We start from the raw sequence: 21642 nt of genomic DNA, 5'->3' as shown, positions 1-21642 counted from the left end.
GCGCTTGATGGGCGGACGCTGGGCGTTATTTCTCCCTCCCCCTCTGGGGGAGGGCTGGGGTGGGGGCCAGAGGTGCGGGTGCTCAGCGGGCCCCGAGCCCCCATCCCAACCTTCCCCCAGAGGGGGAAGGAGCTGAAGACCGGCGTTCAGCAAGCGCAATGCGCTATCAAAATCATAATTTTCAGGCCGCCACCACCTCGATGCGCCGGCGCTTGGGCGGTGCCGGCTCGAACGGCGTGCTGGCGGCGCCCACTTCGGCGTCGGTGAGGTAGCAGCCCGGGTCTTCAAACCAGAAGTTGCCCGTGAGTTGCTGCGCGCGCACGCGGGTGTTGCCGTTGCAGATCGCCAGGTGCCGGCATCCGGCACAGCGGCCCTCGACGGGGCGCGGGTGCTGCTTGAGGCCCGCCATCAGCGGGTCGCTGGTGTCGTTCCAGATCTGCGAGAAGGGGCGCTCGCGCACGCAGCCCAGGTCGTGGTGCCACCACATGGTGTCGGGGTGCACATGGCCCAGGTTGTCGATGTTGGCGATCTGCTGGCCGCTGGCGTTGCCGCCCCAGGCAATCAGGCGCGCGCGCAGCGGCTCTACCCACTGCGGCAGGTGCGCCTGCACCCATTGCAGCAGGTAGGCGCCGTCGGCGTCGTTGTTGCCGCTGACGTAGTCGTCCATGCTGCCGGCCTGGGCGGCGGCCCAGGCGCGGTCGAACAGCATGTCCATCGCGGCGCGCGTGGCCTGGTGGTGCGCGTCCTTGCCGCGGTGGATGTTGCCGCGCCCGGCGTAGTTCAGGTGCGAGAAGTAGAACTTGTGCGCGCCCACCTCCTGCATCAGGTCGAGCAGTGCCGGCAGATCGTGGCCGTTCATGGCCGTCATGGTGTAGCGCAGGCCGACCTTGACCCCGACCTTGTCGAGGTGGCCGATGGCGGCCAGGCTGCGGTCGAAGGCGCCCTCCAGGCGGCGGAACTTGTCGTGCGTGGCCTTCAGGCCGTCCAGGCTGATGCCGACGTAGTCGAAGCCCGCGTCGGCAATGCGCCGCGCCATGGGGGCGTCGATCAGGGTGCCGTTGGTGGACAGGCCGGTGTAGAAGCCCATCTCGCGTGCGCGCGCCGAAACCTCGAAGATGTCGGCGCGCAGCAGCGGCTCGCCGCCCGAGAGGATGAGCGCGGGCACGCCAAAGGCCTTCAGGTCGTCCATGACCGTGAAGACTTCCTGCAAAGACAGCTCGCCCGCGTATTCGTGGTCGGCCGAGAAGGCGTAGCAGTGCTTGCAGGTGAGGTTGCAGCGGCGGATCAGGTTCCAGATCACGACCGGGCCGCGCGCCTTGCGGTCCTTGACCACGGGATAGGCGCCGGTGGCTTGGGCTTGCGCGAGTTCGCGCATGTATTGGCTGATGCGAAACATGGTTCAGTCCTTCAAACGCAGGCCGGTTTTCTTCAGGATGGCCGTGGAATACAGAATGTCGTGGCTGCGGCAGGCGTTGCCCAGCAACCGCGCGATTTCTTCGGCTTGCTCCGCCACGGCCTCGCGGCTGGTGCCGTGCAGCATGGCAAACAGGTTGTAGGGCCAGTCGGGCAGGTGGCGCGGGCGGCGATAGCAGTGGCTCACGCCCGGCAACTGCGCTACCCTGGCGCCGAGCTTGGAGACCTGCGCGTCATCCACATCCCACACGCTCATGCCATTGGCGGTATAGCCCAGGCGATAGTGGTTGGGCACGGCGCCGATGCGGCGCACCAGGCCGCCCTTCAGCATCTGCGCCAGGCGCTCGCGCACCTGCTCGCCGGGCACGCTGAGCATGGCACCCACGGCTTCGTAAGGGCGCGCCACCAGGGGCAGTCCCCCTTGGGTGGCGGCGATCAGGGCGCGGTCGAAGGCATCAAGCGCCATCGCGGGCCCCCGTTGCGGCGAGAGCCGGCAGGCGCAGCTCGACGAAATACTCTTCCTCCTTGGGGAACGCGTAAACCTTCAAGCCCACGGCGTCCTCGATGCGGGCGATGGCGTCGGCCGCCTGCGCGGGCGACTCGGCCGCCACGACGAACCACATGTTCAGTGCGTGCGTGCGCCGGTAGTTGTGCGCCACTTCGGGAAAGCTGTTGACCACCGCATTGACCGCGTCAAAGCGGTGCTCGGGCACGGCAATGGCCGCCAGCACGAACTGGCCGCCCGCGCGCTCGATCTGAAACAGCGGGCCAAAGCGCGTGAGCACGCCCTGGGCCAGCAGCTGATGCAGGCGCTCGATCACGCGCTCTTCGCTCCAGCCCAGCGCCTTGCCGACGGCGGCAAAGGGACGATCGACGAGCGGAAAACCGCCGTGCAGGTGGTCGATCAGGCGGGCGTCTTCAGGCGTGAGCATGCGGCGCTCCCTGGGTCTTGGGGATATGGTGGGCAAAGCGCCGCGCGCCGGTCTGCTTGAAGCGGCGCAGCGAAAACAGCGTGGCCTGGGGCTTGTCGCGCAGACCAGCCTGGGCCACCGCCTGGGCCACCGTCTGGCGCACACTGGCGCGGTCGCGCCCATGCACCATGCAGTACAGGTTGTAGGGCCAGCCATGGGCCCGCGCGCGCTGGTAGGCCAGCGTCACGCCGGGAACCTGCGCCAGCGCCTCGCCGCAGGCATCCACCTCGTGCGCGGGCACGTCGAACACCGTCATGGCGTTGGCGGTATAGCCCAGCTCGTGGTGGCGCACGACCACGCCAAAGCGGCTCAGGGTCTTTTGATCGAGCCAGCACTGCAGGGTGTGCAAGACGGCCTCGACCGGTTGCCCAAGCTGCCGGCTCCAGGCATCGTAGGGGCGCTCCACGAGGGGAAGGCCCTGCTCGGCCAGGGCGGCCAGGGGTTCGTCGGCCAGCGCCAGGCGTGATGCCGCCCAGTGCGTGGCGCCGGTGGCATCGGACTGGCTGGCGCGCAGGTCAAACCCGGTGTCGATGCGGTAGGGCCGCAGCATGGGCAGGCGCAGCACGGGCAGCCGGGTGTCGGCCTCGATGGTGCGCAGCAGTTGCTCGACCGCCGCGTCATCACGCCCGGTGGCGACGAACCACAGGTTGGTGGCGTGTTCGCGCTCGTAGTTGTGGTTGACGCCGGCGTGGCGCGACACGTCGATGGCCACGCGCTCGAGCCGATCCTGCGGCACGGCCATGGCCGCCAGCAGCGACGCGCCGCCTGCGCCCGGCGCAAACACCGCGCCGATGCGGCTGAAACTGCCTTGGTCTTGCAAACGCGCATAGTGGGCCAGCACCGCGGACGCATCGACGCCGACGCTGCGGCCGATGGCGGCGAAGGGCTCGCGATCGAGCGGAAAGCCGCGCTGCCATTGGTTGAGCAGGGTCAGCTCCAGGGCGCTGTGCGGCTTGTGCATGCTTCAGAACCCCATGCGCTGCGCGCGCGCGGTAAAGAAGATGCCGCTGGGTGCATCGACAGCCAGGCTGGCCTGCAGCTGGCGCGTGTGCGTGTCATAGACTTGTACGCGGTTGTCGTCGCGGCAGCTGATCCAGACCGACTCGCCGCGCGGCGTGAACTCCATGTGCAGCACGGCCTTGCCGGGCTCCAGGGTGTCGATCACGCGCTGGCTGGGCGTGTCGATGACCTGGACGCGGTTGTAGTCCGGCACCGAGAAGTTGACCCAGACCTGGCGCCCGTCGGGCCGCGCCATGACGAACACCGGCTGGCCGGCCACCGGGATGCGTGCCACCTCCTGCCAGCTTCCGGTATCGACCACCAGCACCTCGTGCCGGCCAATGGCGGGCAGGTAGGCGTGGCGCCCGGCCATGGCCCAGCCGCGCAGGTGCGGCATCTTGTACACCGGCAGGGGCTGCTGGCCGCGCCCGTAGCCGGCGAGGATGCGCCGTGCCTGGGGCTGCTCGTCCCACAGATCGACCATGGCCAGGCCGTCCTCGCCGAACAGGCCGGCAATGTAGTGGCGGCCGTTGGGCGAGACCAGGGCGTCGTAAGGCTGGCGGCCAATGCCCTGCAGCGTGGTGATGCTTGGCTGGCGCGGCTTGCTGCAGTCGGCAATGCAGATCGCCTCGGCGTCGAACAGGCTGTAGATGAAGCGCCGCTCGGGCAGATCGGCCAGGCCCACGACGCGCGAGCGCTTGCCGTCGGCCATGGCGGCGGGCACATCGGACAGCAGCTCCAGCGTGCCGGCATCGAACACCTTGATGCCGCCGGGCTGGTAGTTCTGCGCTACCACCAGGCTGCCGTCGGCGCTGATGGCGCCGCCGATGGAATTGCCCGCCTGCATCTCGCGGTGGGTGATGCGCTGGGTCAGGATGTCCACGCGCGTCAGGCCCCCGTCGCGGCCGAAGACGTAGGCAAAGCGCTCGTCGCGCGAGAACACCACCGAGGCATGGGACAGATCGCCCAGGCCCTCGACACGGCCGATGGCGTCGCGCCGACTGGTGTTGACGAGGGTGAGTGCGCCCTTGGCGCGCTCCACGACCACGCCGAGGTCGCCCGTGCCTTGCAGGGCGGGCGCTGGAGACGCGGCCTCGGAAGAGGGAGAGGAAGCAATGGGCGCCGATGTGGCCGCGCAGCCTGCAGCGAACAAGGGGGCGCTGGCACTCAGGGACAGCAGGGCGCGACGCTTCATGGATCGGCTTTCAGTGTTTTTCTTCAGGGAATCCGCGGGCCAGCTGCTGGGCGATCCAGAGGGCCTCGCTGCCCTGGAGCATGGCGCTCCAGGGCGGCATGGGAGTGCCGGGAATGCCGTGCGTGATCACGGCGGCCAGGAACTCCGGGGGCTTGCCGGCCAGGGCCTCGCGGGTGAGCGCGGGGCCCAGGCCGCCGGTCAGGCGCATGCCATGGCACGAGCCGCAGTCCTGCCGCACCATGCGCACCAGCTGGGCGGCGCGTTCGGGCGCCGGCGGCGTCGGCGCCTGGGCGCAAGCCGCGCCGGCGGCCAGCGCCAGCGTGAGTGCGAGGGGTGCGTTGCGTGCCATGGCGGTGCGGGCGATCCGGTTCTTTCTGTGATTGGGATCGTGCCGCGGGTATTCCCTGATGTCCTTGAGCTGCATCAAGGACGGGTGTGCCATGGTCTTTGAACAATCAAGCCTGATGCACGATCAGTCAAGGAACACCGCCATGAGCTTTGTAGAAGACGCGCGCTGGTTCGCCGTCCCGCCCACCGCGCCGGCGTGCGGCACGTCCGGGCGGGTGACCTTGGTCGGCGCCGGACCGGGCGATCCGGAGTTGCTGACCTTGCGAGCGGTCAAGGCGCTGCGCGGCGCGCGCCTGGTGCTCTACGACCACCTGGTGAGCAAGGACGTGCTGCGCTGCGTGGCCGATGATGCGGACCTGATCTACGTCGGCAAGCAGGCTGCGCGACACACCCTGCCGCAGCAGTCCATCATCGACCTGATGATTCGCCTGGCGCAAAGCGGGCGCAGCCTGGTGCGGCTGAAGGGCGGCGACGGCTTCATCTTCGGGCGCGGCGGCGAGGAGGTGCAGGCGCTGGCCGAGGCCGGCATTGCCTTCGATGTGGTGCCGGGCATCACGGCGGCTCAGGCGGCGGGGGCGTGCGCCGGCATCCCGCTGACCCACCGCGACCATGCGGCGACGCTGGTGTTTGCCTCGGGTCACCTGCGGGGCGACAACGAGGTGGCGCTCGACTGGGAGGCGTTGGTGCGCCCCCGCCAGACCGTGGTGATCTACATGGGCGTGGGCACGCTGGCGGTGATCTGCGAACAACTGGCGCGCCACGGACTGGCCGCCGACACACCGGCGGCGCTGGTCGAGCAGGCCTCGCTGCCGGGCCAGCGCTGCATCACCGGCACGCTGGCAGAACTGCCCGCGCTGGCGCAGCAGCACGGGGTGCGCCCGCCGGCGCTGATCGTCATCGGCGAGGTGGTGGCCCTGCAGCCGCAGCTGATGCGGGGCATGCGGGGCGTTCAGCCCGCGCTGGCATAGCGCCACGCGCTGGCCTTCAGGCATCATGGGCGCCTTCCAGGAAGGTGCCCATGCAACAAGACATTCTGATCAACTGGTCTCCGCAGGAGACGCGCGTCGCGGTGGTGGAAAACGGCGCGGTGCAGGAGCTGCACGTCGAGCGCACGCTGGAGCGCGGGCTGGTGGGCAACGTGTATCTGGGCAAGGTGGTGCGCGTGCTGCCGGGCATGCAGTCGGCCTTCATCGACATCGGGCTGGAGCGCTCGGCCTTTCTGCACGTGGCCGACCTGTGGCAGCGGCCACTGGACGGCGAGAGCCTGCCCGCGCACCGCAACGGCGGCGCCCAGCGACCGATCGAAAAGCAGGTGTTCGAGGGCCAGACCCTGATGGTGCAGGTCATCAAGGACCCCATTGGCACCAAGGGCGCGCGCCTGTCCACGCAGATCAGCGTGGCTGGGCGCATGCTGGTGTTTCTGCCGCAGGACGAGCACATCGGCGTGTCGCAAAAAATCCCGGCCAGCCTGCGCGATGCGCTGCGCGCGCGCGTGCAGCAACTGGCGCACGCCGCCACGCCCGAGGGCAAGACCGGCGGCTACATCCTGCGCACCAACGCCGAGGACGCGACCGACGCCGAACTGGCCGAAGACGTCGCCTACCTGCGCAAGACCTGGACGCGCATCCGCGAGGCGGGCGCGCGCCAGCCACCGGCCTCGCTGCTGCACGAGGATTTGCGCCTGTTGCAGCGCGTGCTGCGCGACCTGGTGGGCGAGGGCACGCAATCGATCCGCCTCGATTCGAAGGAGCAGTTCGACGCCTTGATGGCCTTCGGCAAGGAGTTCATGCCGGCGGCGGCCGCGCGCCTGTCGCACTACCGCGGCGAGCGGCCCATCTTCGACCTGTTCAACGTGGACGACGAGATCACCAAGGCGCTGGGCCGGCGGGTGGATCTGAAGTCGGGCGGCTACCTGATCATCGACCAGACCGAGGCGCTGACCACCATCGACGTCAACACCGGCGGTTTTACCGGCTCGCGCAACTTCGACGACACGGTGTTCAAGACCAACCTGGAGGCCGCGCAGGCCATTGCGCGCCAGCTGCGGCTGCGCAACCTGGGCGGCATCATCGTGGTCGATTTCATCGACATGGCGCCCGGCGAGCATCAGCAGGCCGTGCTGGCCGAGTTTCGCAAGCAGCTGGCGCGCGACCGTGTGAAGACGCAGGTGGGCGGCTTTTCGCACCTGGGCCTGGTCGAGATGACCCGCAAGCGCACGCGCGAGTCGCTGGCGCAAGTGCTGTGCGAGCCCTGCGAGCAGTGCCAGGGCAGCGGGCGCGTGCGCACCGCGCGCACCGTGGCCTACGACATCCTGCGCGAGATCCTGCGCGAGGCGCGCCAGTTCAGTCCCAAGGAATTTCGCATCGTCGCCGCGCCCGCCGTGGTCGAGATGCTGATCGACGAGGAAAGCCAGCACCTGGCGGGGCTGTCGGACTTCATCGGCAAGCCGATTTCGCTGCAGGCCGAAAGCGCCGTGGGGCCGGATCAGTACGACATTGTGCTGTTGTAGGGCGTGGCGCGGCGCGGTGCAGCGCCGCTCAACGCGTCAACACCACCTTGCCGCCGGTCTCGCCATTCATCATGAGTTGAAAAGCCTTCGCTGCCTCGGTCATGGGCAGCTCGGCGCCGATCTGCGGGCGGATGCCGGCCTGCACGCAGAAGCTGAGCAAATCGGCCAGTTCGCTGCGGGTGCCCATGGTCGAGCCGATGATGCGCAGTTGCAGGAAGAACACACGCTGCAGCTCGCTGGCGGTGGCGTCGCCCGTGGTGGCGCCGCAGGTGACCAGCACGCCGCCCGGCTTGAGCGCGCGCAGCGAGTGCGACCAGGTTTGGCGGCCCACGTTGTCAAACACGCCATCAACCCGATCGGGCAGGCGCGCGCCGGACTCAAACGTGGCGTGCGCACCCAGCTTTTGCGCCAGCGCACGCTTGGCCTCGGTGCGGCCGGTGGCCCACACCTGCATGCCGGCCGCGCGGCCAAGCTGAATCAACGCGGTGTTGACGCCGCCCGAGGCGCCTTGCACCAGCATGGTTTGTCCGGGCCGCAGGCCGGACTTGACGAACAGCATGCGATACGCGGTGAGCCACGCCGTCCCCATGCACGCGGCTTCGCTGAAGGACATCGACGCCGGCTTGGGCAGCACATTGGCCTCGGGCACGACCACGGTCTCGGCAAACGTGCCCTGATAGCGCTCGGTCAGCATCGACCGGTTGGGGTCCAGCGTCTCATCCCCGCGCCAGCCGGGCGAGGGGATCACCGAGTGGATCACCACCTCGCGCCCGTCGTCGGTGACGCCGGCCCCGTCCATGCCCAGGATCATCGGGAACTGCTCGGCGCGAATGCCCACGCCGCGCAGCGTCCAGACGTCGTGCATGTTCAGGCTGGCGGCGCGCACCTTGACGGCAACATGACCTGGCGGCACCTGGGGCGCCGGGCGCTCGCCCACGACGAGCGCTGCGAGCGGGTCATCGGGCTTGGGTTCGGCGGCATAGACTGCAAACATGGATTCATTCCTTCCAGCGGATGTGTGCCATGCCCATCATGGCGTTCAGGCCCATTGTGCCGGCAAGCGCGGGCCGGCGTTCATCGACCCTGCCATTGCGGCGTGCGCCGCGCCTTGAAGGCGGCCACACCCTCCTTGGCGTCGGCCGACTGCCGGGCCACCGTTTTGGCGTGCTCGGTCAGCGCCCAACCCCGGGCGTCGTCCTCGGCGTTCAGCGCCTCCAGCGCCGCCAGCGTCTCGCGGACGGCCAGCGGCGCCCGGCCCGCGATCTGCCGGGCCAGCGCCAGGGCTTGCGTCAGCGCCTGGCCCGGTTCGGTCAGGTGGTTGACCAGGCCGAGGGCGTGGGCCCGCTCGGCACCCAGCGGCGCGCCCGTCAGCAGCAGCTCGCGGGCGATGTTGAGCGGCAGGGCGCGCGGGCCGCGAAACAGCCCGCCGCACTCGGCAATCAGGCCCAGCCCGACTTCAGGCAAGGAAAACGACGCGGTGGTCGACGCCACGATCATCGACGCGGACAGGGCGATCTCGAAGCCGCCGCCGGCGGCGATGCCTTCGACCGCCGCAATGATGGGTTTTTGCAGCCGGCGGCCGGCGATGCCGTAGGGGCCGCCGCGCGGCGTGGGCTCGCCGGCCCAGGCCACCACGTCCGTGCCGGCCGAAAAAAACTGCGTTCCCCCGGTCAGCACCGCCACGCGCAGCGCCGGGTCGTCCTCGTAGGCGTTCAGCGCTTCATCCAGGGCCGCCGTCAGCGCGCGGTCAAAGGCATTGCGCTTGTCGGGCCGGTCGAGCGTCAGCACGGCCACCGGCCCCTGCTTGTCGAAGTGAACGGGCATGATGGCTCCTGCGGTTTCAGGGCGAGATCGCGCGCTTGAGCACCTGCGCCACGGGCTGCGGCAGGTGGGGCGTGGCGCCCAGCACCCAGGGCAGCACCTTGCGCTTGGCGCCGGCGATCGATTCGGGCACCAGGGCCTCGATCAGGTGCGGGCCGGGGGTGGCCAGGGCGTATTCCAGCGCGGTGCAAAAGGCCTCGGCGGTGTCGGCGCGCACGGCGTGCACGCCCATGCCCTGGGCCAGCCGCGCAAAGTCGAGCTGCGGGCCGCCCAGGTCAAGCTGCGCGCGCGAGCGCGGCCCGGGCTCGCCGGCGCCCACGCGTTCGAGCTCGATGTTGAGCACCGAATACGAGGCGTTGTTGAAGATGACGCTGATCACGTGCAGTTGCTCGCGTGCCATGGTCCACAGCGCCTGCACCGTGTACATGGCCGAGCCGTCGCCCTCCAGCACGATCACGGGGCGCTGGGGGCAGGCAATGGCCGCGCCCACCGCGCTGGGCAGGCCCTGGCCGATGGCGCCGCCGGTGAGCGTGAGCAGGTCGTGGCGCGGCGCGCCCGCCGTCATGGCGCCCAGCTTCTGGCCGGAGGTGATGGCCTCGTCCACCAGGATGGCGCCCTCGGGCAGCAGGTGGCCTACGGCCTGGCAGACCTTGGCGGCGGTGAGTTGGCCCGTGGGGCGGTCGGGCCGGGTGGCGGTTTGCAGTACGGGCTGGGCGGTGCCCGCGCCCAGCGCGGCGACGAGCTGCTCCAGGCCGGCCAGCGCGTCCTGGTCGGGCGCGGCCAATGTGTGCACCGTGCAGCCAGGCGGCACCAGGTCGCTGGCCTTGCCGGGGTAGGCAAAGAAGGAGACGGGCGACTTGGCATCGACCAACACCAGATGCTGCAAGCCGGCCAGCTGCACGCCGGCCAGCTCGGCAAAGTAGGCCAGGCGCTCGATGGCGGGCAGGCCGGCGCCGCGCTCGATGCGGGTGGGAAAGACCTCGGCCAGCAGCTTGACGCCCGTGGCCGCCGCCAGGCGCGACGCGGCCAGCAGCGCCGGCTCGCGCAGGGCGTGGCCGCCCAGCAGCAGCGCGGCCTTCTGGCCCGAGCGCAGGATGTCGGCGATGACCTTTACCGTGCTGTCGTCGACGGCCCGAGTTGCTGCCGGCGGCGGGGGCGGGCAGGGCACGCCGCCCTCGCTCCAGGACACGTCGGCCGGCAGGATCAGCGTGGCGACCTGGCCGGGCAGGCCGCGTGCGGCGGTGAGGGCGTCGGCCGCGTCCTGGCCCAGTTGCGCGGTGCTGGTCGAAGTGCGAACGAATCCGGGGGACACATTGCGCGCCACGGTTTCGATGTCGGACTGCAACTGCGCATCGTATTGCGTGTGATAGGTCGCGTGGTCGCCCACGATGTTGACGATGGGCACCTTGCCCTTGCGCGCGTTGTGCAGGTTGGCCAGGCCGTTGCCCAGGCCGCAGCCCAGGTGCAGCAGCGTGGCGGCGGGCTTGCCGGCCATGCGCGCGTAGCCGTCGGCGGCGCCGGTGGCCACGCCCTCGAACAGGGTCAGCACGGCGCGCATGCGCGGTTCGGTGTCGAGCGCGGCGACGAAGTGCATCTCGCTGGTGCCGGGGTTGGTGAAGCAGACTTCGACGCCGGCGTCGGCCAGGGTCTTGAGCAGGGCTTGAGCGCCGTTCATGAATTACTCCATTTTTGATAGCTGCCCGCGCTTGCCGAGAAAGCGCTTGAAGCCGATCGGACTAAAAATTTAGCGGTTGCGCCACAGCATCAGGTCCAGCATCTTGCCGGGCAGGCCAGTGTAGGGCGGCTGCAAAAAATTGACCGTGCGCAGCGGCCCTTGCCGAAAGACGGGGCGCAGCTTGGAGAAGGTCAGAAAGCCCTCGCGCCCATGGTAGTGGCCCATGCCACTGTGGCCCACGCCGCCAAAGGGCAGGTGGTGCTGGCCGGAGTGCAGCAGCGTGTCGTTGAGCGTGACGCCGCCCGACAGCGTCTGGCTGAGCACCTGCTCCTGCAGGCGCCGGTCGTTGCTGAACAGGTACAGCGCCAGCGGGCTCGGGCGGTCGTTGATGTGATGCAGCACTTCATCCATGCTGCGGTAGCTGCGGATGGGCAGCAGCGGGCCGAAGATCTCGCGCTGCATGACCTGCATGCCGTCGTGCACGTTCAGCAGCGCGACAGGCGGCATGATGCGCCGCGCCGCATCGCCCGGCGCGCCGGGCATCAAGGGCACGGCCTGCGCGCCCTGGGCGATGGCGTCTTGCAGCATGGCCTGCAGGCGCTGGTACTGGCGCTGGTCGATGATGGCGGTGTACTCGCCGTTCAACAGGTCCGGATAGCGCTGCGCGACGATGCGCTGCGCGTGGGCGATGAAGGCCTGCTCCTGACCCTCGGGCAGAAAGAGATAGTCCACGTTGGTGCAGATCTGCCCGGCGTTGAGCATCTTCACCCACAGGATGCGCTCGGCGGCCTTCTGCAAGGGGTAGTCGGGCGCGACGATGGCGGGCGACTTGCCGCCCAGCTCCAGCGTGACGGGCGTGAGGTTGGCGGCGCAGTTGGCCATGACGGCCTTGCCGGTCTGCGGCGAGCCGGTGAAGAACAAATGGTTGAAGGGCAGCTGGGTGAACAGCGGGCCGATGCTGTCGCCGCCCTCGCCCGCGTCTTCGAACAGGCTCACCTTGTCGGCAGCAAAGTAGCGCGGCAGCAGGCTTTGCAGCAGGCGCGCCAGGTGGGCGGAGTTTTCGGACATCTTGACCATCACGCGGTTGCCCGCCGCCAGCGCGCCGATCATGGGTTGCACGGCCATGCCGATGGGAAAGTTCCAGGGCACGACGATGCCGACCACGCCCAGCGGCTGGGGCTGCACCCAGGCGCTGGCCAGTGGGTATTGGGTCACGTCGAGCGAGCGTCTTTGCTGCTTCATCCAGCGCGGCAGTTGCCGGATGGCGTCCAGCGCCGCCTCCTGCCCCTGCAGCAGCTCGGTCATCAGGGTCTCGAAGCGGCTGCGGCAGCCGAAGTCGCGGTTCACGGCGTCGACCAGCGCGTCGCGGCTTTCGACCAGCAGGCGGTGCAGGGCGCGCAGGTCATTGCGGCGCTCTTGCAGGTCGGGGTTGCGCGCGTTCTGAAAGGCGGCGCGCTGCGCGTTGAAGCAGTCGCGCAGCGGGGCTGGGATGTGGGCGTGGAGGGGCTGGGTGACGTGGGCCGCCAGGTCGTCCGTGCGGGGTGTGGGGTGGGTGGTCATCGATGGTCCTTGGTGGCATGGCGCAGGGCGCGGACAGCGATGGCGTCACCGATGCGGCGCGACAGGCGCGGGGTGTGGCGGGACAGAAAGGCGGTCAGGGCCGGGCGTGGACCGTCGGTGATCTCGAACCTGCGCCGGGCGATGCCGTGCAGCAGTGCGGGCACGGAGGCATCGAGCGTGCGGCTGCCGGCAAAGGCTTTCATGGCGGCCGAGATGGGGTGCATGTGGCGCTTTTCCTGCAGCACCATGGGCGTGATGATTTCGCCGGGGCAGCACAGGCTCACGTCGATGTCCTGCAGCCGCAGCTCAAAGCGCAGCGCCTCGGCCAGGCCGCGCACGCCAAACTTGGAGGCGCAGTAGGCGGTGTAGCCAAAGTTGCCGGTCAGCGCCGCCAGCGAGGCGATGAACACCAGATGGCTGCGCGCCTGCATGTGCGCCAGCACGGCGGCGGCAAAGTGGCGCGAGCCCTTGAGGTTGATGTCGATCACGTGTTCGAAGTCGTGCGCCGTCGATTGCGCCAGGGGCCCGTTGTGCAGCACGCCAGCGCTGTGGATCGCCAGGTCGGGCGTGCCCAGTTCGGCCACGGCCTGGCGCACGGCGGCCTCGATGGCGCCACCCTGGGCCACGTCGGCACGCCAGGCCGCAAAGCGCTGCGTGGGGCTGCGGGCGGCGGCGCGCAGCTCGGCCAGCACCTCGTCGGCGCCGCTGCGGTTGAACAGGGCGATGTGCACGCCCTCGGCCGCCAGGCGCCGCGCCATGTCGCGGCCGATGCCACTGCTGGCGCCGGTGATGAAGACGGTGCGCGGTGCGCCGTGGCGCCACGGGTAGTGCGGGGTGGCCGTCATCGCCAGTCCTCCTGCAACATGGCCGCGCCCTTTTCGCCCACCATGTAGCTGGGCGCGGTGGTGTTGCCGCCGGGGATGGTGGGGAAGATGGAGCTGTCGATCACGCGCAGGCCCTGCACACCGTGCACGCGCAGGCGCGCGTCGACCACGCTGTCCTCGGCGCTGGGCCCCATGCGGCAGCTGCTGGTGGGGTGGTAGTTGGTGCCGGCCACGGCGCGGCAGAACCGGGCGTAGTCCTCGTCCGTGCGGCAGTGCCCAGTGCGCAGGTCGGCCTTCACATGGCTGCGCATGGTTGGCGTGTCGAACACCTGCAGCACGCGGCGCACGCCCTTGACCATGGTGGCCAGGTCGTCCGGGTGCGAGAAGTAGGCGAAGTCGATCGCCGGGTCGTCCTGCCAGCGCGGGCTGGCCAGCTGCACGCTGCCCCGGCTTTTGGGGTGCAGCAGCAGCACATGGGTCGACAGGCCATGCTTGGCGTAGACCTTGCGGCCGTGTTCCATGGCCAGCACGACGACGAACTCGTACTGGATCTCAGGCATGGACGCGGCCGGGTCCAGGCGCATGAAGCCCGTGACCTCGGCGAAGTTGGTGGTGCACATGCCGCGCCTTTCCTGTCGCCAGCGGCGCATGGCCTGCCACAGGCTGCGCGCCCCCGTGGGCGAGATGCCGACCAAGTGCGGGTCACCCGGGATGTGGTGGCCCAGGATCACGTCCAGGTGGTCTTGCAGGTGCTGGCCGACGGCGGGCAGGTGGGCCACGCTGGCAATGCCCAGTTGCTGCAGCGCCGCGCCATCGCCCACGCCCGACAGCTGCAAGAGCTTGGCCGAGAGCAGGCCGCCGCAGCTGACGATGACCTCCTTGCGTGCACGAATCTGGCGCAGCTGGCCGCCGTGCACCAGTTCCACACCCACGGCACGCGGGCCCTCGAACAGGATGCGCGTCACCTGGCTGTCGCACTGCAGTTGCAGGTTGTGGCGGGTTGCCAGGTGCGGCAGGACGTAGGCTTGGCCCGCATGGTGGCGCTCGCCGTTTTTCATCATCACCTGGGTGGGGCGAAAGCCCTCTTGCGTGACCCCGTTCAGGTCTGGGTTGCAGGGCCAGCCGGCTTCGCCGCAGGCGCGCGCCAGTGTGGCGTGCCAGGGGTTGTCGGTGCGCAGCTCTTCCACCCACACCGGGCCGCCCTGGCCGTGGTGCGGATCGCTCGGATCGGTGAAGGTCTGGTTGTCCTCACTTTTTTTGAAGTAGGGCAGCACATCGCTCCAGCTCCAGCCGGGGTTGCCGGCCTGGGCCCAGCCGTCGTAATCGAGCGGGTTGCCGCGCATGTACATCAGCATGTTCAGCGCCGTGCCCCCGCCCAGGCCGCGACCCAGCGGGTGGTAGGCGCGCCGGCCGCCCAATCCAGCCTGCGGCTGGGTGTTGAAGCCCCAGTTGTAGGCGCTGCGCTTGAGGCCATAGACCAGCGAACCCAGGGCTGCGTTGCTGCCCAAGAGACCTTTGCGCTGCCCCGGTCCGGCTTCGAGCAGCAACACCTGATGGCGCGCGTCTTCGGACAGGCGCGAGGCCACGGCGCAGCCTGCGGGGCCGGTGCCGATGACGATGAAATCCACTTCGGTGGTTGCTATATCAGTCATAGCTGCTCGCGCCGGATGGACGGGCGCTGAAAGCGATTTTTATTGATGTTTTCATCCGCCTGCGATGTGCCGTGCCGCCGCCTGCGCCGTGAGGATGCAGCCCGGCAGGAAGGTGCCTTCCAGCGAGCGCTTGCCACTGGCGCCGCCGCCGCCAAAGCCCGCCGCCTCGCCCACGCAGTACAGGCCGCCGATGGGCTGCTCGCTCGCATCCAGCACGCGGCTTTGCAGGTCGGTGCGCAGGCCGCCCAGGCTTTTGCGGGTGATGAGCTGCGTCTGGATGGCGATGAAGGGCCCCGCCCCCTTTTGCTGCAGCGGCGCCGGTTTGCAGGTGCGCAGCTTGTCCGGGCCCCACTGGCGCGCGTGCAGGATGCGGCGGATCTGGTCGTCGTTCTCCAGTTTGGCGCCATTGCAAAAGTTGGCGTCGAACGCATCGGCGGTGGCTTGCAGCACCGCGGCATCGATGTCGAGCGAGGCGGTGAGCGCGTTCATCTTTGCGGCCAGCCCGGCCAGCGTGTCGGCCACCAGGAAGTGCGGGCTTTCGCTTTGCATCTGCCGCACCAGGCGGTGGTTGCCCAGCAGGGTTTCCTTCAGGAACAGCGCGAACTGCCGGTCGCGGATGCGCGGGTTGTGCTCGGCGCCCGAGATGGCGAACTCCTTAGCGGCAATGCGCCAGTTCAGCAACTGCCAGGTCCAGGGTTTGGCTTGCTGGGCCACGCGCTGGCACAGCCAGCGGGTGTCGAAGCCCGTCACCAGCGGCTCGGGGCCGATGCGCCGGCCGGTGTGATCGAGCCACAGCGCCGACTTGCATGGGATCAGCGACAGCCCATGGCCGGCAAAGTGCGGAAACGGATGCGGGATGCCGGCCGCATAGTTCCACATCTCGCCGGCGTGGGTGATTTGCGCGCCGCATTGCTCGGCCGCCCAGTGGTGCAGCCGGCCGTCGGCAAACGGATGCGCGCCGTTCAGCATGGCGGCGGGGCAGGGGCGCTCGGCCGGCCAGTTGGCGCGCGCCTCTGCGTGGCCGCCGTTGATGCCGCCCATGGCCAGCACCACCACCGGCGCTTGCAGGTGCACGTCGGCGCCGGTGGCCTCGTCGACGGCTGTCGCGCCGGTGATCTGCCCGGCTTGCTGCTCCAGGCCCGTCACGCGGTGGCGGTGCAGCAGCGTCAATCGCCCGCCGTCGCCGGCGCTGCGCAGCGCGGCAATCAGGCGCTGCGTCATGAAGCGCGAGGTGCCCCATACGATGTGATAGCGCGGCAGGCTGTTGCCGTCGCCCTGCATGCCGCGCTCGACCCAGTTGACGGCGGGCATGAACGTCACGCCCTCCCGGATCAGCCAGTCGTGAACGTGTGTGCGCGAATGCTCGACGTAGTGGCGGGCCCACTGTTGGGGGTAATGGTCGTGTGCGTCCAGCTCGCCAAAGCGCTGCCAGTCGGCCAGCGCGCGCTCGGGCGTGTCGGGGATTCTCATTCTGGCCTGCAAGGGCGTGCCCACCAGGGCCATGCCGCCAAAGGCCCACAGCGCCAGGCCGCCCAGGCGCTCGGGCGTGTCGCGATCCACCAGCGCCACCTTCTTGCCGGCGCGCAGCAGCTCCAGCGCGGTGACGATGCCGGCCAGCCCGCCGCCCACCACCAGCGCATCGGCTTGCACAGTTGTCATGTGTCAGTCCCCTCGTGCCTTGTGTTGATGCCGCCGAAGATAGCCACTACCATGCGATTTCAATTGACTTTTGAGGACACTTGAATTGACTTTTCAGGCCACGGTTTCGATGGGCTGGGTGGGCACCGTGCTGGCCGCGGCCGAGCGGCTGGGGGTCGCGCGTGAGCCCTTGCTGGCCCAGGCCGGTATTGCCCTGGACGAGCTGGCCGCCGAGCGCTGGCCAATCGACCACATCACGCGGCTGTGGCGCGCCGCGATCCACTGCACCCAGGACGCGGGCTTTGGCCTGAAGGCCGGCGCTGGCGTGGGGCCGGCCAGCTTCAACGTGGTGGGCTACCTGCTGCAGTCCGCGCCCACGCTGCGCGAGGCCTTTGCGCTGGTGCAGAAGTACCAGCGCCTGATCAGCGACGGCGGGCGCTTCCAGACCATTGCCGGCGAGCAAGCCAGCTGGGTGGTGTACCACCCGCGCCAGGGGCAGCTGGCCTTCAGCCCGCACCAGATCGAGGCGGTGCTGGCGGCCGTGGTGGTGTTTGCGCGCTGGGTCACCGGCAGCGCGCTGCGGCCCCAGCGCGTGCAGTTCAGCCAGGCGCGCATCGGCCCGCTGGCGGGATATCGCGAGGTGTTCCAGTGTCCCGTGGAGTTCGAGCAGGTCTTCAGCGGCGTGCTGCTGGCCAATGCGGTGCTGGACGCGCCGCTGCCGCAGGCGAACGCGCAGCTTGCGGCGGCGCACCACCAGCACGCGTCCGCGCGGCTGGCGGCCTTGACCGGCGGCGGACAGGCGCCGACGCTGCGCGCGTGGATCGCCAGTCAGCTGCAGGCCCAGGGGCGGGCGCCGACACGGGCGCAGGCGGCGCGCGCCCTGGGCCTGACCGAGCGCACGCTGGCGCGGCGCATGCGCGCCGAGGGCCAGAGCTATTGCGCACTGCTGGACAGCCTGCGGCGCGACGCCGCCCTGCAGGCCGTGGCGCAAACCACGCGCACGCTGTCCGAGATTGGCCAGGCGCTGGGCTACGCCGAGCCCAGCGTGTTCAACCGCGCCTTCCGGCGCTGGACGGGGGACACGCCCGGACAGTGGCGCAAGCGGGGAGCAGGGCGCGTTGGCGGTGCGTGAACCGTCGTTTGCGCTCCTTGGCGTGCGCCCTCCAACGCGCAACGACGTGAAAGCCTTCCTGCTGCTGCAAGGGGCCTTGTGTGCACGCGCTCATTCGTCCCCAGAATTCACCGCCGGCGGCAGCAGCAACTCGGCACATCGTTCCCGCTTCGTCAGGCGCAGCGCCCGTACGACTTCCTGACACGCCGCCTGCGTGGCCTGCGGCAGGCTGGCCCCGTTCAGCCAGCGCGCGGTCAGGCCGGCGCAAAACAGGTCGCCGGTGCCCTTGGGCGTTGCGTCGATGCGCGGGTGGCGGATGGGCTCGGCGTGGGTGCGGGTGACCAGGGCCACCAGCATCTCGCCGGGCGCCCAGGTGGCGGGCGCGGCGCTGGTCACTGCGATCCATTGGGTGCGGCCCGTGAGCAGCGTGCGGGCGGCGGCGGCGACCTGGTCGAACGTATCCACCGGCATGCCGCTCAGGCGCGCCAGCTCGAAGCCGTTGGGGGTCAGGCCGTCGGCCAAGGGCAGCAGGTGGCGGCGGTAGGCGTCGGCCATGCCGGGGCTGACGTATTCGCCGTGGTCGTGGTCGCCCAGCACCGGATCGACCACGACGCGCAGGGCAGGGCGCAGCGCGAGGGTCTGGTCGATCCAGCGGCCCAGGGCCTGCGCCTGCTCGGGGCCACCCAGGTAGCCGGTGACGACTGCGCGCAGCTGCTGGAGCGCGCCGCGCGCGCTCAGGTCGGCCAGGTAGCCCTCGAACCATTCGGTCGGCACGGCGCCGCCGTGGATGCTGGGGTAGTGCGGCGTGTTGCTGAGGATGACGGTGGGAACGGCGGCCACCGCCAGCCCCTGCGCCTGCAGCGCGGGCACGGCGACGTTGTTGCCGACGCGGCCATAGACCACCTGCGACTGGACGGACACCACGTCGATGGCCAGCGGGCGCAGTGCGGAGCCGGCGGCGGTGGGCGCGGTCAATGCGCTTCTCCGGCCTTGGCGTCGTCCGCTCCGGCCGACGGCCAGTAGTACGAATCCGGCATCGGCCGCGCTCCGAAGATGGCTTGGCCGACGCGCACCACGGTGGCGCCTTCCTCGATGGCGATTTCGTAGTCACCGGACATGCCCATCGACAGTTCATCCAGGCTGATGCCCTGCGGCACGTCCTGGCGCAGCCGGTCACGCAGCTTGCGCAGCAGCACGAAGCATTGGCGGACCCGTTCGGCTTCGGCCGAGAACAGCGCCAACGTCATGAAGCCGCGCACGCGCAGCGCCGAGAATGCCGGCAGCTCACGCAAGAAGGCGGCCACGTCGTCGGGGTGCAGGCCAAACTTGCTTGCCTCTTCCGACGTGTTGACCTGCACGAACACGTCCAGCCCGCGCCCCTCGGCCTGCAGGCGCCGCTCCAGCGCCTCGGCCACGCGCAGGCTGTCCAGCGCCTGAAACTCGCTGGCGCACTGCGCCACCAGCTTGGCCTTGTTGGTCTGCAGGTGGCCGATGACGGACCAGCGCAGGTCGCCCAGGTCGGCCATGGCCTCCCATTTGCGATGGGCTTCTTGCGGCTTGTTTTCGCCCAGCATGCGGCAGCCCGCGGCGTAGGCCAGGCGCAGCACGGCTTCGGGCTTGGTCTTGCTGACGGGCAGCAGGCGCACGCTGGCCGGATCGCGTCCCGCGCGCTGGCAGGCCGCCGCGATGCGCGCGTGCACGATGGCCAGGTTGTGGCGAAAGTCGTCCACCGATTCGGCCTGCGGCCATTGGCCATGCTGGTCGTGGCGGGTGGAGGTGGCCGGGTGAAGGTCGGTGCTCATGGGTCGGTCTCGCATCGCTCAAAGCATATACCCGCCTTGACTGGGACCGGAGCCCTCAAACGAACCTGCGCGATCGGCCGTACCAGATCGAACACCTTGCAGGACTGGATCGCGCCCTTCAGCACGCGATCCATCAGGTCAGCAAGACAGCGGCGCACAGGCGCCGGGCCGCAGAGCAGGCGCTGCGGCTTGAAAAACAAGCGCTGCGCGCCTTGCCATCATGAATGCCCCGCGTCCGGCCCGTAGTAGAAATTGGCCGTCGCACCACCGTCGATCAGGAAGTCGCTGCCGGTGATGAAGCCGCCTTCCGGGCCCATGATCAGCGCCGCCAGCGCTGCGACTTCGTCAGGCGTGCCGGCGCGGCCGGCGGGCATCTTCTTGAGCATGGCCTGATAGAAATCGGCACGCTCACCATACAACTCATCGTGCGCCAAGGGCGTGACGATGATGCCAGGGCTGATCGCGTTGATGCGCGCGCCGCGTTTCGCCCACTGCACTGCCTCGCCGCGCACGCGCAGCGAGTTGCAGCGCTTGGACATCTGGTAGGCGTGCAGCGTGCTCTCGACGTTCTTGACGAAGTCGAGCGCCAGCAACTCTTCCGCCGGGGCGGTCGCCAGCAGGGCATCCTGTGCGGCGGTCAAGGCCGGCATGCGGTAGCCGGACTGCGAGGAAATCACCACGCCCGAGCCGCCTTCGGCCATGACCTTGCCGAACTCCTCCAGCAGCATCGACGTGCCGTACAGATCGACCTTGAGGATCGCCTCGATCGGTGCCTGCGAGGGCGACACGCCGGCGGCCTGCACCAGCGCCTTGATGGCCCCGAGCTCCTGCGCCTTGCGAACCACCGCCTGGATGGATTTGCGATCCGAGACATCGGCCTGCATGGCGGTGGTCTCGAAGCCGGCGTTTTCGAGCAATTGGGCTGCTGCTTCGGCGGCTTCCTGACGGTGGTCCGCCAGCAGAACATGGCGGCCGCTGCTGATGCGGCGGGCAATCGCCAGGCCGATGCCGCCCGCTCCGATGACGACTGTCACATCTTTCATTTCGGTACTCCTTTCGCCTTTCGAGATTGCGGGTTACTCATTCATCCACGCGCAGCAGGGTCTTGATGGCGCGGCGCTCATCCATCGCCTTGTAGCCATCGGCCACCTGCGCGATCGGCAGCACCAGGTCGAACACCTTGCCGGGCTGGATCTTTCCCGCAAGCACGCGATCCATCAGGTCGGGCAGGAAACGGCGCACCGGCGCCGGGCCGCCCAGCATGCGCTGCTGCTTGAAGAACAGCCGCTGGCCGTCGAAGCTGACGCCATGCGGCACGCCGACGTAGCCGATGGTGCCACCTGGGCGGCACACGCCCATGGCCTGCTCCATCGACTCGCCCATGCCGACGCATTCGAGCACCGACTCGGCGCCGACGCCGTCGGTCATGTCTTTGATGCGTGCAATGCCGTCCTTGCCGCGCTCTTCGACGATGTCGGTGGCGCCGAATTCACGCGCCAGTTTTTGGCGGTCGGCATGGCGGCTCATCGCGATGATGCGTTCCGCTCCCATCTGGCTGGCGGCAAGCACGCCCATCAGCCCGACGGCGCCGTCGCCCACCACGACGGCTGTGCCGCCTTTGCGCACCTGCGCGGCATCGGCCGCGTACCAGCCGGTGCCGAGCACGTCGGACGTCGCCAGCAGGTGCGGGATCATGCGCGCGTCCGGCATCTCGGCGGTCGCAACCAGAGTGCCGTCGGCCAGCGGCACGCGGGCATAGGGCGCCTGGGCACCGGTCATGAACTCGCCGTGCTGGCAGGAAGACTGAAAACCGAAGCGGCAATGCGGACAGGTGTTGTCCGAGAGGCAGAAACTGCCCACGACGAACTGGCCAGGCTTGATCGTCTTCACTTCGGAGCCGACCTCGATGACGATGCCGCAGTACTCGTGACCCATGTGCGCCGGGCCGTCCTGCGGCGACAGGCCGCGGTACGGCCACAGGTCGGATCCGCAGATGCAGGTGGCCGACAGTTTGATGATGGCGTCGGTGGGCTTTTCGATTTTCGGATCGGCGACCTGCTCATAGCGGACATCGCCCGGGCCGTACATGAGAGTTGCGTACATGATTGACTCCTTCAAACATTG

At 69.3% G+C, this 21642-nt stretch carries 20 protein-coding genes; 3 read left to right on the top strand and 17 right to left on the bottom strand.

Translation table 11 applies throughout. The annotated features are described in order from the left end of the window. Nucleotides 1-181 precede the first annotated feature (181 nt). The 6 genes from nirJ to U1F38_RS08460 are packed head-to-tail and all read right to left on the bottom strand — an operon-like array spanning nt 182 to nt 4927. Nucleotides 182-1396 carry a heme d1 biosynthesis radical SAM protein NirJ gene (gene nirJ, locus U1F38_RS08485; protein WP_409986616.1) on the bottom strand — a complete coding sequence of 405 codons (1215 nt, stop codon included), beginning with the start codon at nt 1394-1396 and terminating at the stop codon, nt 182-184. A gap of 3 nt (nt 1397-1399) precedes the next feature. Next, nucleotides 1400-1879: an Lrp/AsnC family transcriptional regulator gene (locus U1F38_RS08480; RefSeq protein ID WP_409986615.1), complete on the bottom strand. Its 480-nt coding sequence runs from the start codon at nt 1877-1879 to the stop codon at nt 1400-1402. Beyond that, nucleotides 1869-2345 (bottom strand): Lrp/AsnC family transcriptional regulator, encoded by a 477-nt coding sequence (locus tag U1F38_RS08475; protein ID WP_409986614.1) that lies wholly within the window; start codon nt 2343-2345, stop codon nt 1869-1871. Before U1F38_RS08475 ends, U1F38_RS08480 begins: the two co-directional genes overlap by 11 nt. Further along, a complete protein-coding gene (locus U1F38_RS08470) occupies nt 2332-3345 on the bottom strand; it encodes an Lrp/AsnC family transcriptional regulator (protein WP_409986613.1) in 1014 nt (337 codons plus the stop codon). The genes U1F38_RS08475 and U1F38_RS08470 overlap by 14 nt, the downstream gene beginning before the upstream one ends. 3 nt (nt 3346-3348) lie before the next feature. Then, complete coding sequence (locus U1F38_RS08465; RefSeq protein ID WP_409986612.1) at nt 3349-4578, bottom strand: cytochrome D1 domain-containing protein; 1230 nt, start codon at nt 4576-4578, stop codon at nt 3349-3351. Between the two features lie 10 nt (nt 4579-4588). Continuing rightward, nucleotides 4589-4927, bottom strand: coding sequence for a c-type cytochrome (locus tag U1F38_RS08460; RefSeq protein ID WP_409986770.1), 339 nt, complete (start codon nt 4925-4927; stop codon nt 4589-4591). A gap of 142 nt (nt 4928-5069) precedes the next feature. Between U1F38_RS08460 and cobA the strand changes: the two genes are divergently transcribed. Both cobA and rng read left to right on the top strand, forming a co-directional pair. Next, the gene (gene cobA, locus U1F38_RS08455; protein WP_409986611.1) at nt 5070-5894 is read left to right on the top strand and encodes a uroporphyrinogen-III C-methyltransferase; all 825 of its coding nucleotides are present in this window, start codon (nt 5070-5072) and stop codon (nt 5892-5894) included. 50 nt (nt 5895-5944) lie between these two features. After that, nucleotides 5945-7435, top strand: a complete 1491-nt coding sequence (gene rng, locus U1F38_RS08450) for a ribonuclease G (RefSeq protein ID WP_409986610.1) — start codon at nt 5945-5947, stop codon at nt 7433-7435. Between the two features lie 28 nt (nt 7436-7463). Here rng and U1F38_RS08445 read toward each other — a convergent pair whose 3' ends face one another. From U1F38_RS08445 to U1F38_RS08415, 7 genes are all read right to left on the bottom strand, one after another. Then, the gene (locus U1F38_RS08445) at nt 7464-8429 is read right to left on the bottom strand and encodes a zinc-binding dehydrogenase (protein WP_409986609.1); all 966 of its coding nucleotides are present in this window, start codon (nt 8427-8429) and stop codon (nt 7464-7466) included. Nucleotides 8430-8509: 80 nt separating this feature from the next. Then, the gene (locus U1F38_RS08440; RefSeq protein ID WP_409986608.1) at nt 8510-9259 is read right to left on the bottom strand and encodes an enoyl-CoA hydratase-related protein; all 750 of its coding nucleotides are present in this window, start codon (nt 9257-9259) and stop codon (nt 8510-8512) included. Between the two features lie 16 nt (nt 9260-9275). Next, nucleotides 9276-10931, bottom strand: a complete 1656-nt coding sequence (locus U1F38_RS08435) for an acetolactate synthase large subunit (RefSeq protein WP_409986607.1) — start codon at nt 10929-10931, stop codon at nt 9276-9278. A gap of 69 nt (nt 10932-11000) precedes the next feature. After that, a complete protein-coding gene (locus U1F38_RS08430; protein WP_409986606.1) occupies nt 11001-12491 on the bottom strand; it encodes a coniferyl aldehyde dehydrogenase in 1491 nt (496 codons plus the stop codon). Then, a complete protein-coding gene (locus U1F38_RS08425) occupies nt 12488-13336 on the bottom strand; it encodes an SDR family NAD(P)-dependent oxidoreductase (RefSeq protein WP_409986605.1) in 849 nt (282 codons plus the stop codon). The genes U1F38_RS08430 and U1F38_RS08425 overlap by 4 nt, the downstream gene beginning before the upstream one ends. Next, entirely contained in the window at nt 13333-14967 is a 1635-nt protein-coding gene (locus tag U1F38_RS08420; RefSeq protein ID WP_409986604.1) for a GMC family oxidoreductase, read from the bottom strand. Before U1F38_RS08420 ends, U1F38_RS08425 begins: the two co-directional genes overlap by 4 nt. A 51-nt stretch (nt 14968-15018) precedes the next feature. Continuing rightward, a complete protein-coding gene (locus U1F38_RS08415; protein WP_409986603.1) occupies nt 15019-16626 on the bottom strand; it encodes an FAD-dependent oxidoreductase in 1608 nt (535 codons plus the stop codon). An 85-nt stretch (nt 16627-16711) separates the two neighbouring features. On the opposite strand from U1F38_RS08415, the gene U1F38_RS08410 reads away from it, so the two are divergent. Further along, nucleotides 16712-17737 (top strand): AraC family transcriptional regulator, encoded by a 1026-nt coding sequence (locus tag U1F38_RS08410; RefSeq protein ID WP_409986602.1) that lies wholly within the window; start codon nt 16712-16714, stop codon nt 17735-17737. Between the two features lie 90 nt (nt 17738-17827). Here the strand turns inward: U1F38_RS08410 and pdxK are convergent, their stop codons facing one another. The 4 genes from pdxK to U1F38_RS08390 form a co-directional block, all read right to left on the bottom strand. Further along, complete coding sequence (pdxK, locus tag U1F38_RS08405; protein WP_409986601.1) at nt 17828-18691, bottom strand: pyridoxine/pyridoxal/pyridoxamine kinase; 864 nt, start codon at nt 18689-18691, stop codon at nt 17828-17830. After that, nucleotides 18688-19518, bottom strand: a complete 831-nt coding sequence (locus U1F38_RS08400) for a YggS family pyridoxal phosphate-dependent enzyme (protein WP_409986600.1) — start codon at nt 19516-19518, stop codon at nt 18688-18690. The genes pdxK and U1F38_RS08400 overlap by 4 nt, the downstream gene beginning before the upstream one ends. A 218-nt stretch (nt 19519-19736) precedes the next feature. After that, nucleotides 19737-20561, bottom strand: a complete 825-nt coding sequence (locus tag U1F38_RS08395; protein ID WP_409986599.1) for an SDR family oxidoreductase — start codon at nt 20559-20561, stop codon at nt 19737-19739. A gap of 37 nt (nt 20562-20598) precedes the next feature. Then, on the bottom strand, nt 20599-21621 hold the full coding sequence (locus U1F38_RS08390; protein WP_409986598.1) for a zinc-dependent alcohol dehydrogenase family protein: 1023 nt from the start codon (nt 21619-21621) through the stop codon (nt 20599-20601). Between the last annotated feature and the right edge of the window lie 21 nt (nt 21622-21642).

This window comes from Ottowia sp., assembly GCF_046348305.1.
In the GTDB taxonomy this organism is placed as follows: domain Bacteria; phylum Pseudomonadota; class Gammaproteobacteria; order Burkholderiales; family Burkholderiaceae_C; genus Ottowia.
This window is presented reverse-complemented; position numbering and strand designations above follow the sequence as displayed.

What these genes read in the sequence shown, in the direction of transcription:
- nirJ (WP_409986616.1), bottom strand. Translation starts at nt 1,396, where the DNA reads ATGTTTCGCATCAGCCAATACATGCGCGAACTCGCGCAAGCCCAAGCC.
- U1F38_RS08480 (WP_409986615.1), bottom strand. Translation starts at nt 1,879, where the DNA reads ATGGCGCTTGATGCCTTCGACCGCGCCCTGATCGCCGCCACCCAAGGG.
- U1F38_RS08475 (WP_409986614.1), bottom strand. Translation starts at nt 2,345, where the DNA reads ATGCTCACGCCTGAAGACGCCCGCCTGATCGACCACCTGCACGGCGGT.
- U1F38_RS08470 (WP_409986613.1), bottom strand. Translation starts at nt 3,345, where the DNA reads ATGCACAAGCCGCACAGCGCCCTGGAGCTGACCCTGCTCAACCAATGG.
- U1F38_RS08465 (WP_409986612.1), bottom strand. Translation starts at nt 4,578, where the DNA reads ATGAAGCGTCGCGCCCTGCTGTCCCTGAGTGCCAGCGCCCCCTTGTTC.
- U1F38_RS08460 (WP_409986770.1), bottom strand. Translation starts at nt 4,927, where the DNA reads ATGGCACGCAACGCACCCCTCGCACTCACGCTGGCGCTGGCCGCCGGC.
- cobA (WP_409986611.1), top strand. Translation starts at nt 5,070, where the DNA reads ATGAGCTTTGTAGAAGACGCGCGCTGGTTCGCCGTCCCGCCCACCGCG.
- rng (WP_409986610.1), top strand. Translation starts at nt 5,945, where the DNA reads ATGCAACAAGACATTCTGATCAACTGGTCTCCGCAGGAGACGCGCGTC.
- U1F38_RS08445 (WP_409986609.1), bottom strand. Translation starts at nt 8,429, where the DNA reads ATGTTTGCAGTCTATGCCGCCGAACCCAAGCCCGATGACCCGCTCGCA.
- U1F38_RS08440 (WP_409986608.1), bottom strand. Translation starts at nt 9,259, where the DNA reads ATGCCCGTTCACTTCGACAAGCAGGGGCCGGTGGCCGTGCTGACGCTC.
- U1F38_RS08435 (WP_409986607.1), bottom strand. Translation starts at nt 10,931, where the DNA reads ATGAACGGCGCTCAAGCCCTGCTCAAGACCCTGGCCGACGCCGGCGTC.
- U1F38_RS08430 (WP_409986606.1), bottom strand. Translation starts at nt 12,491, where the DNA reads ATGACCACCCACCCCACACCCCGCACGGACGACCTGGCGGCCCACGTC.
- U1F38_RS08425 (WP_409986605.1), bottom strand. Translation starts at nt 13,336, where the DNA reads ATGACGGCCACCCCGCACTACCCGTGGCGCCACGGCGCACCGCGCACC.
- U1F38_RS08420 (WP_409986604.1), bottom strand. Translation starts at nt 14,967, where the DNA reads ATGACTGATATAGCAACCACCGAAGTGGATTTCATCGTCATCGGCACC.
- U1F38_RS08415 (WP_409986603.1), bottom strand. Translation starts at nt 16,626, where the DNA reads ATGACAACTGTGCAAGCCGATGCGCTGGTGGTGGGCGGCGGGCTGGCC.
- U1F38_RS08400 (WP_409986600.1), bottom strand. Translation starts at nt 19,518, where the DNA reads ATGAGCACCGACCTTCACCCGGCCACCTCCACCCGCCACGACCAGCAT.
- U1F38_RS08395 (WP_409986599.1), bottom strand. Translation starts at nt 20,561, where the DNA reads ATGAAAGATGTGACAGTCGTCATCGGAGCGGGCGGCATCGGCCTGGCG.
- U1F38_RS08390 (WP_409986598.1), bottom strand. Translation starts at nt 21,621, where the DNA reads ATGTACGCAACTCTCATGTACGGCCCGGGCGATGTCCGCTATGAGCAG.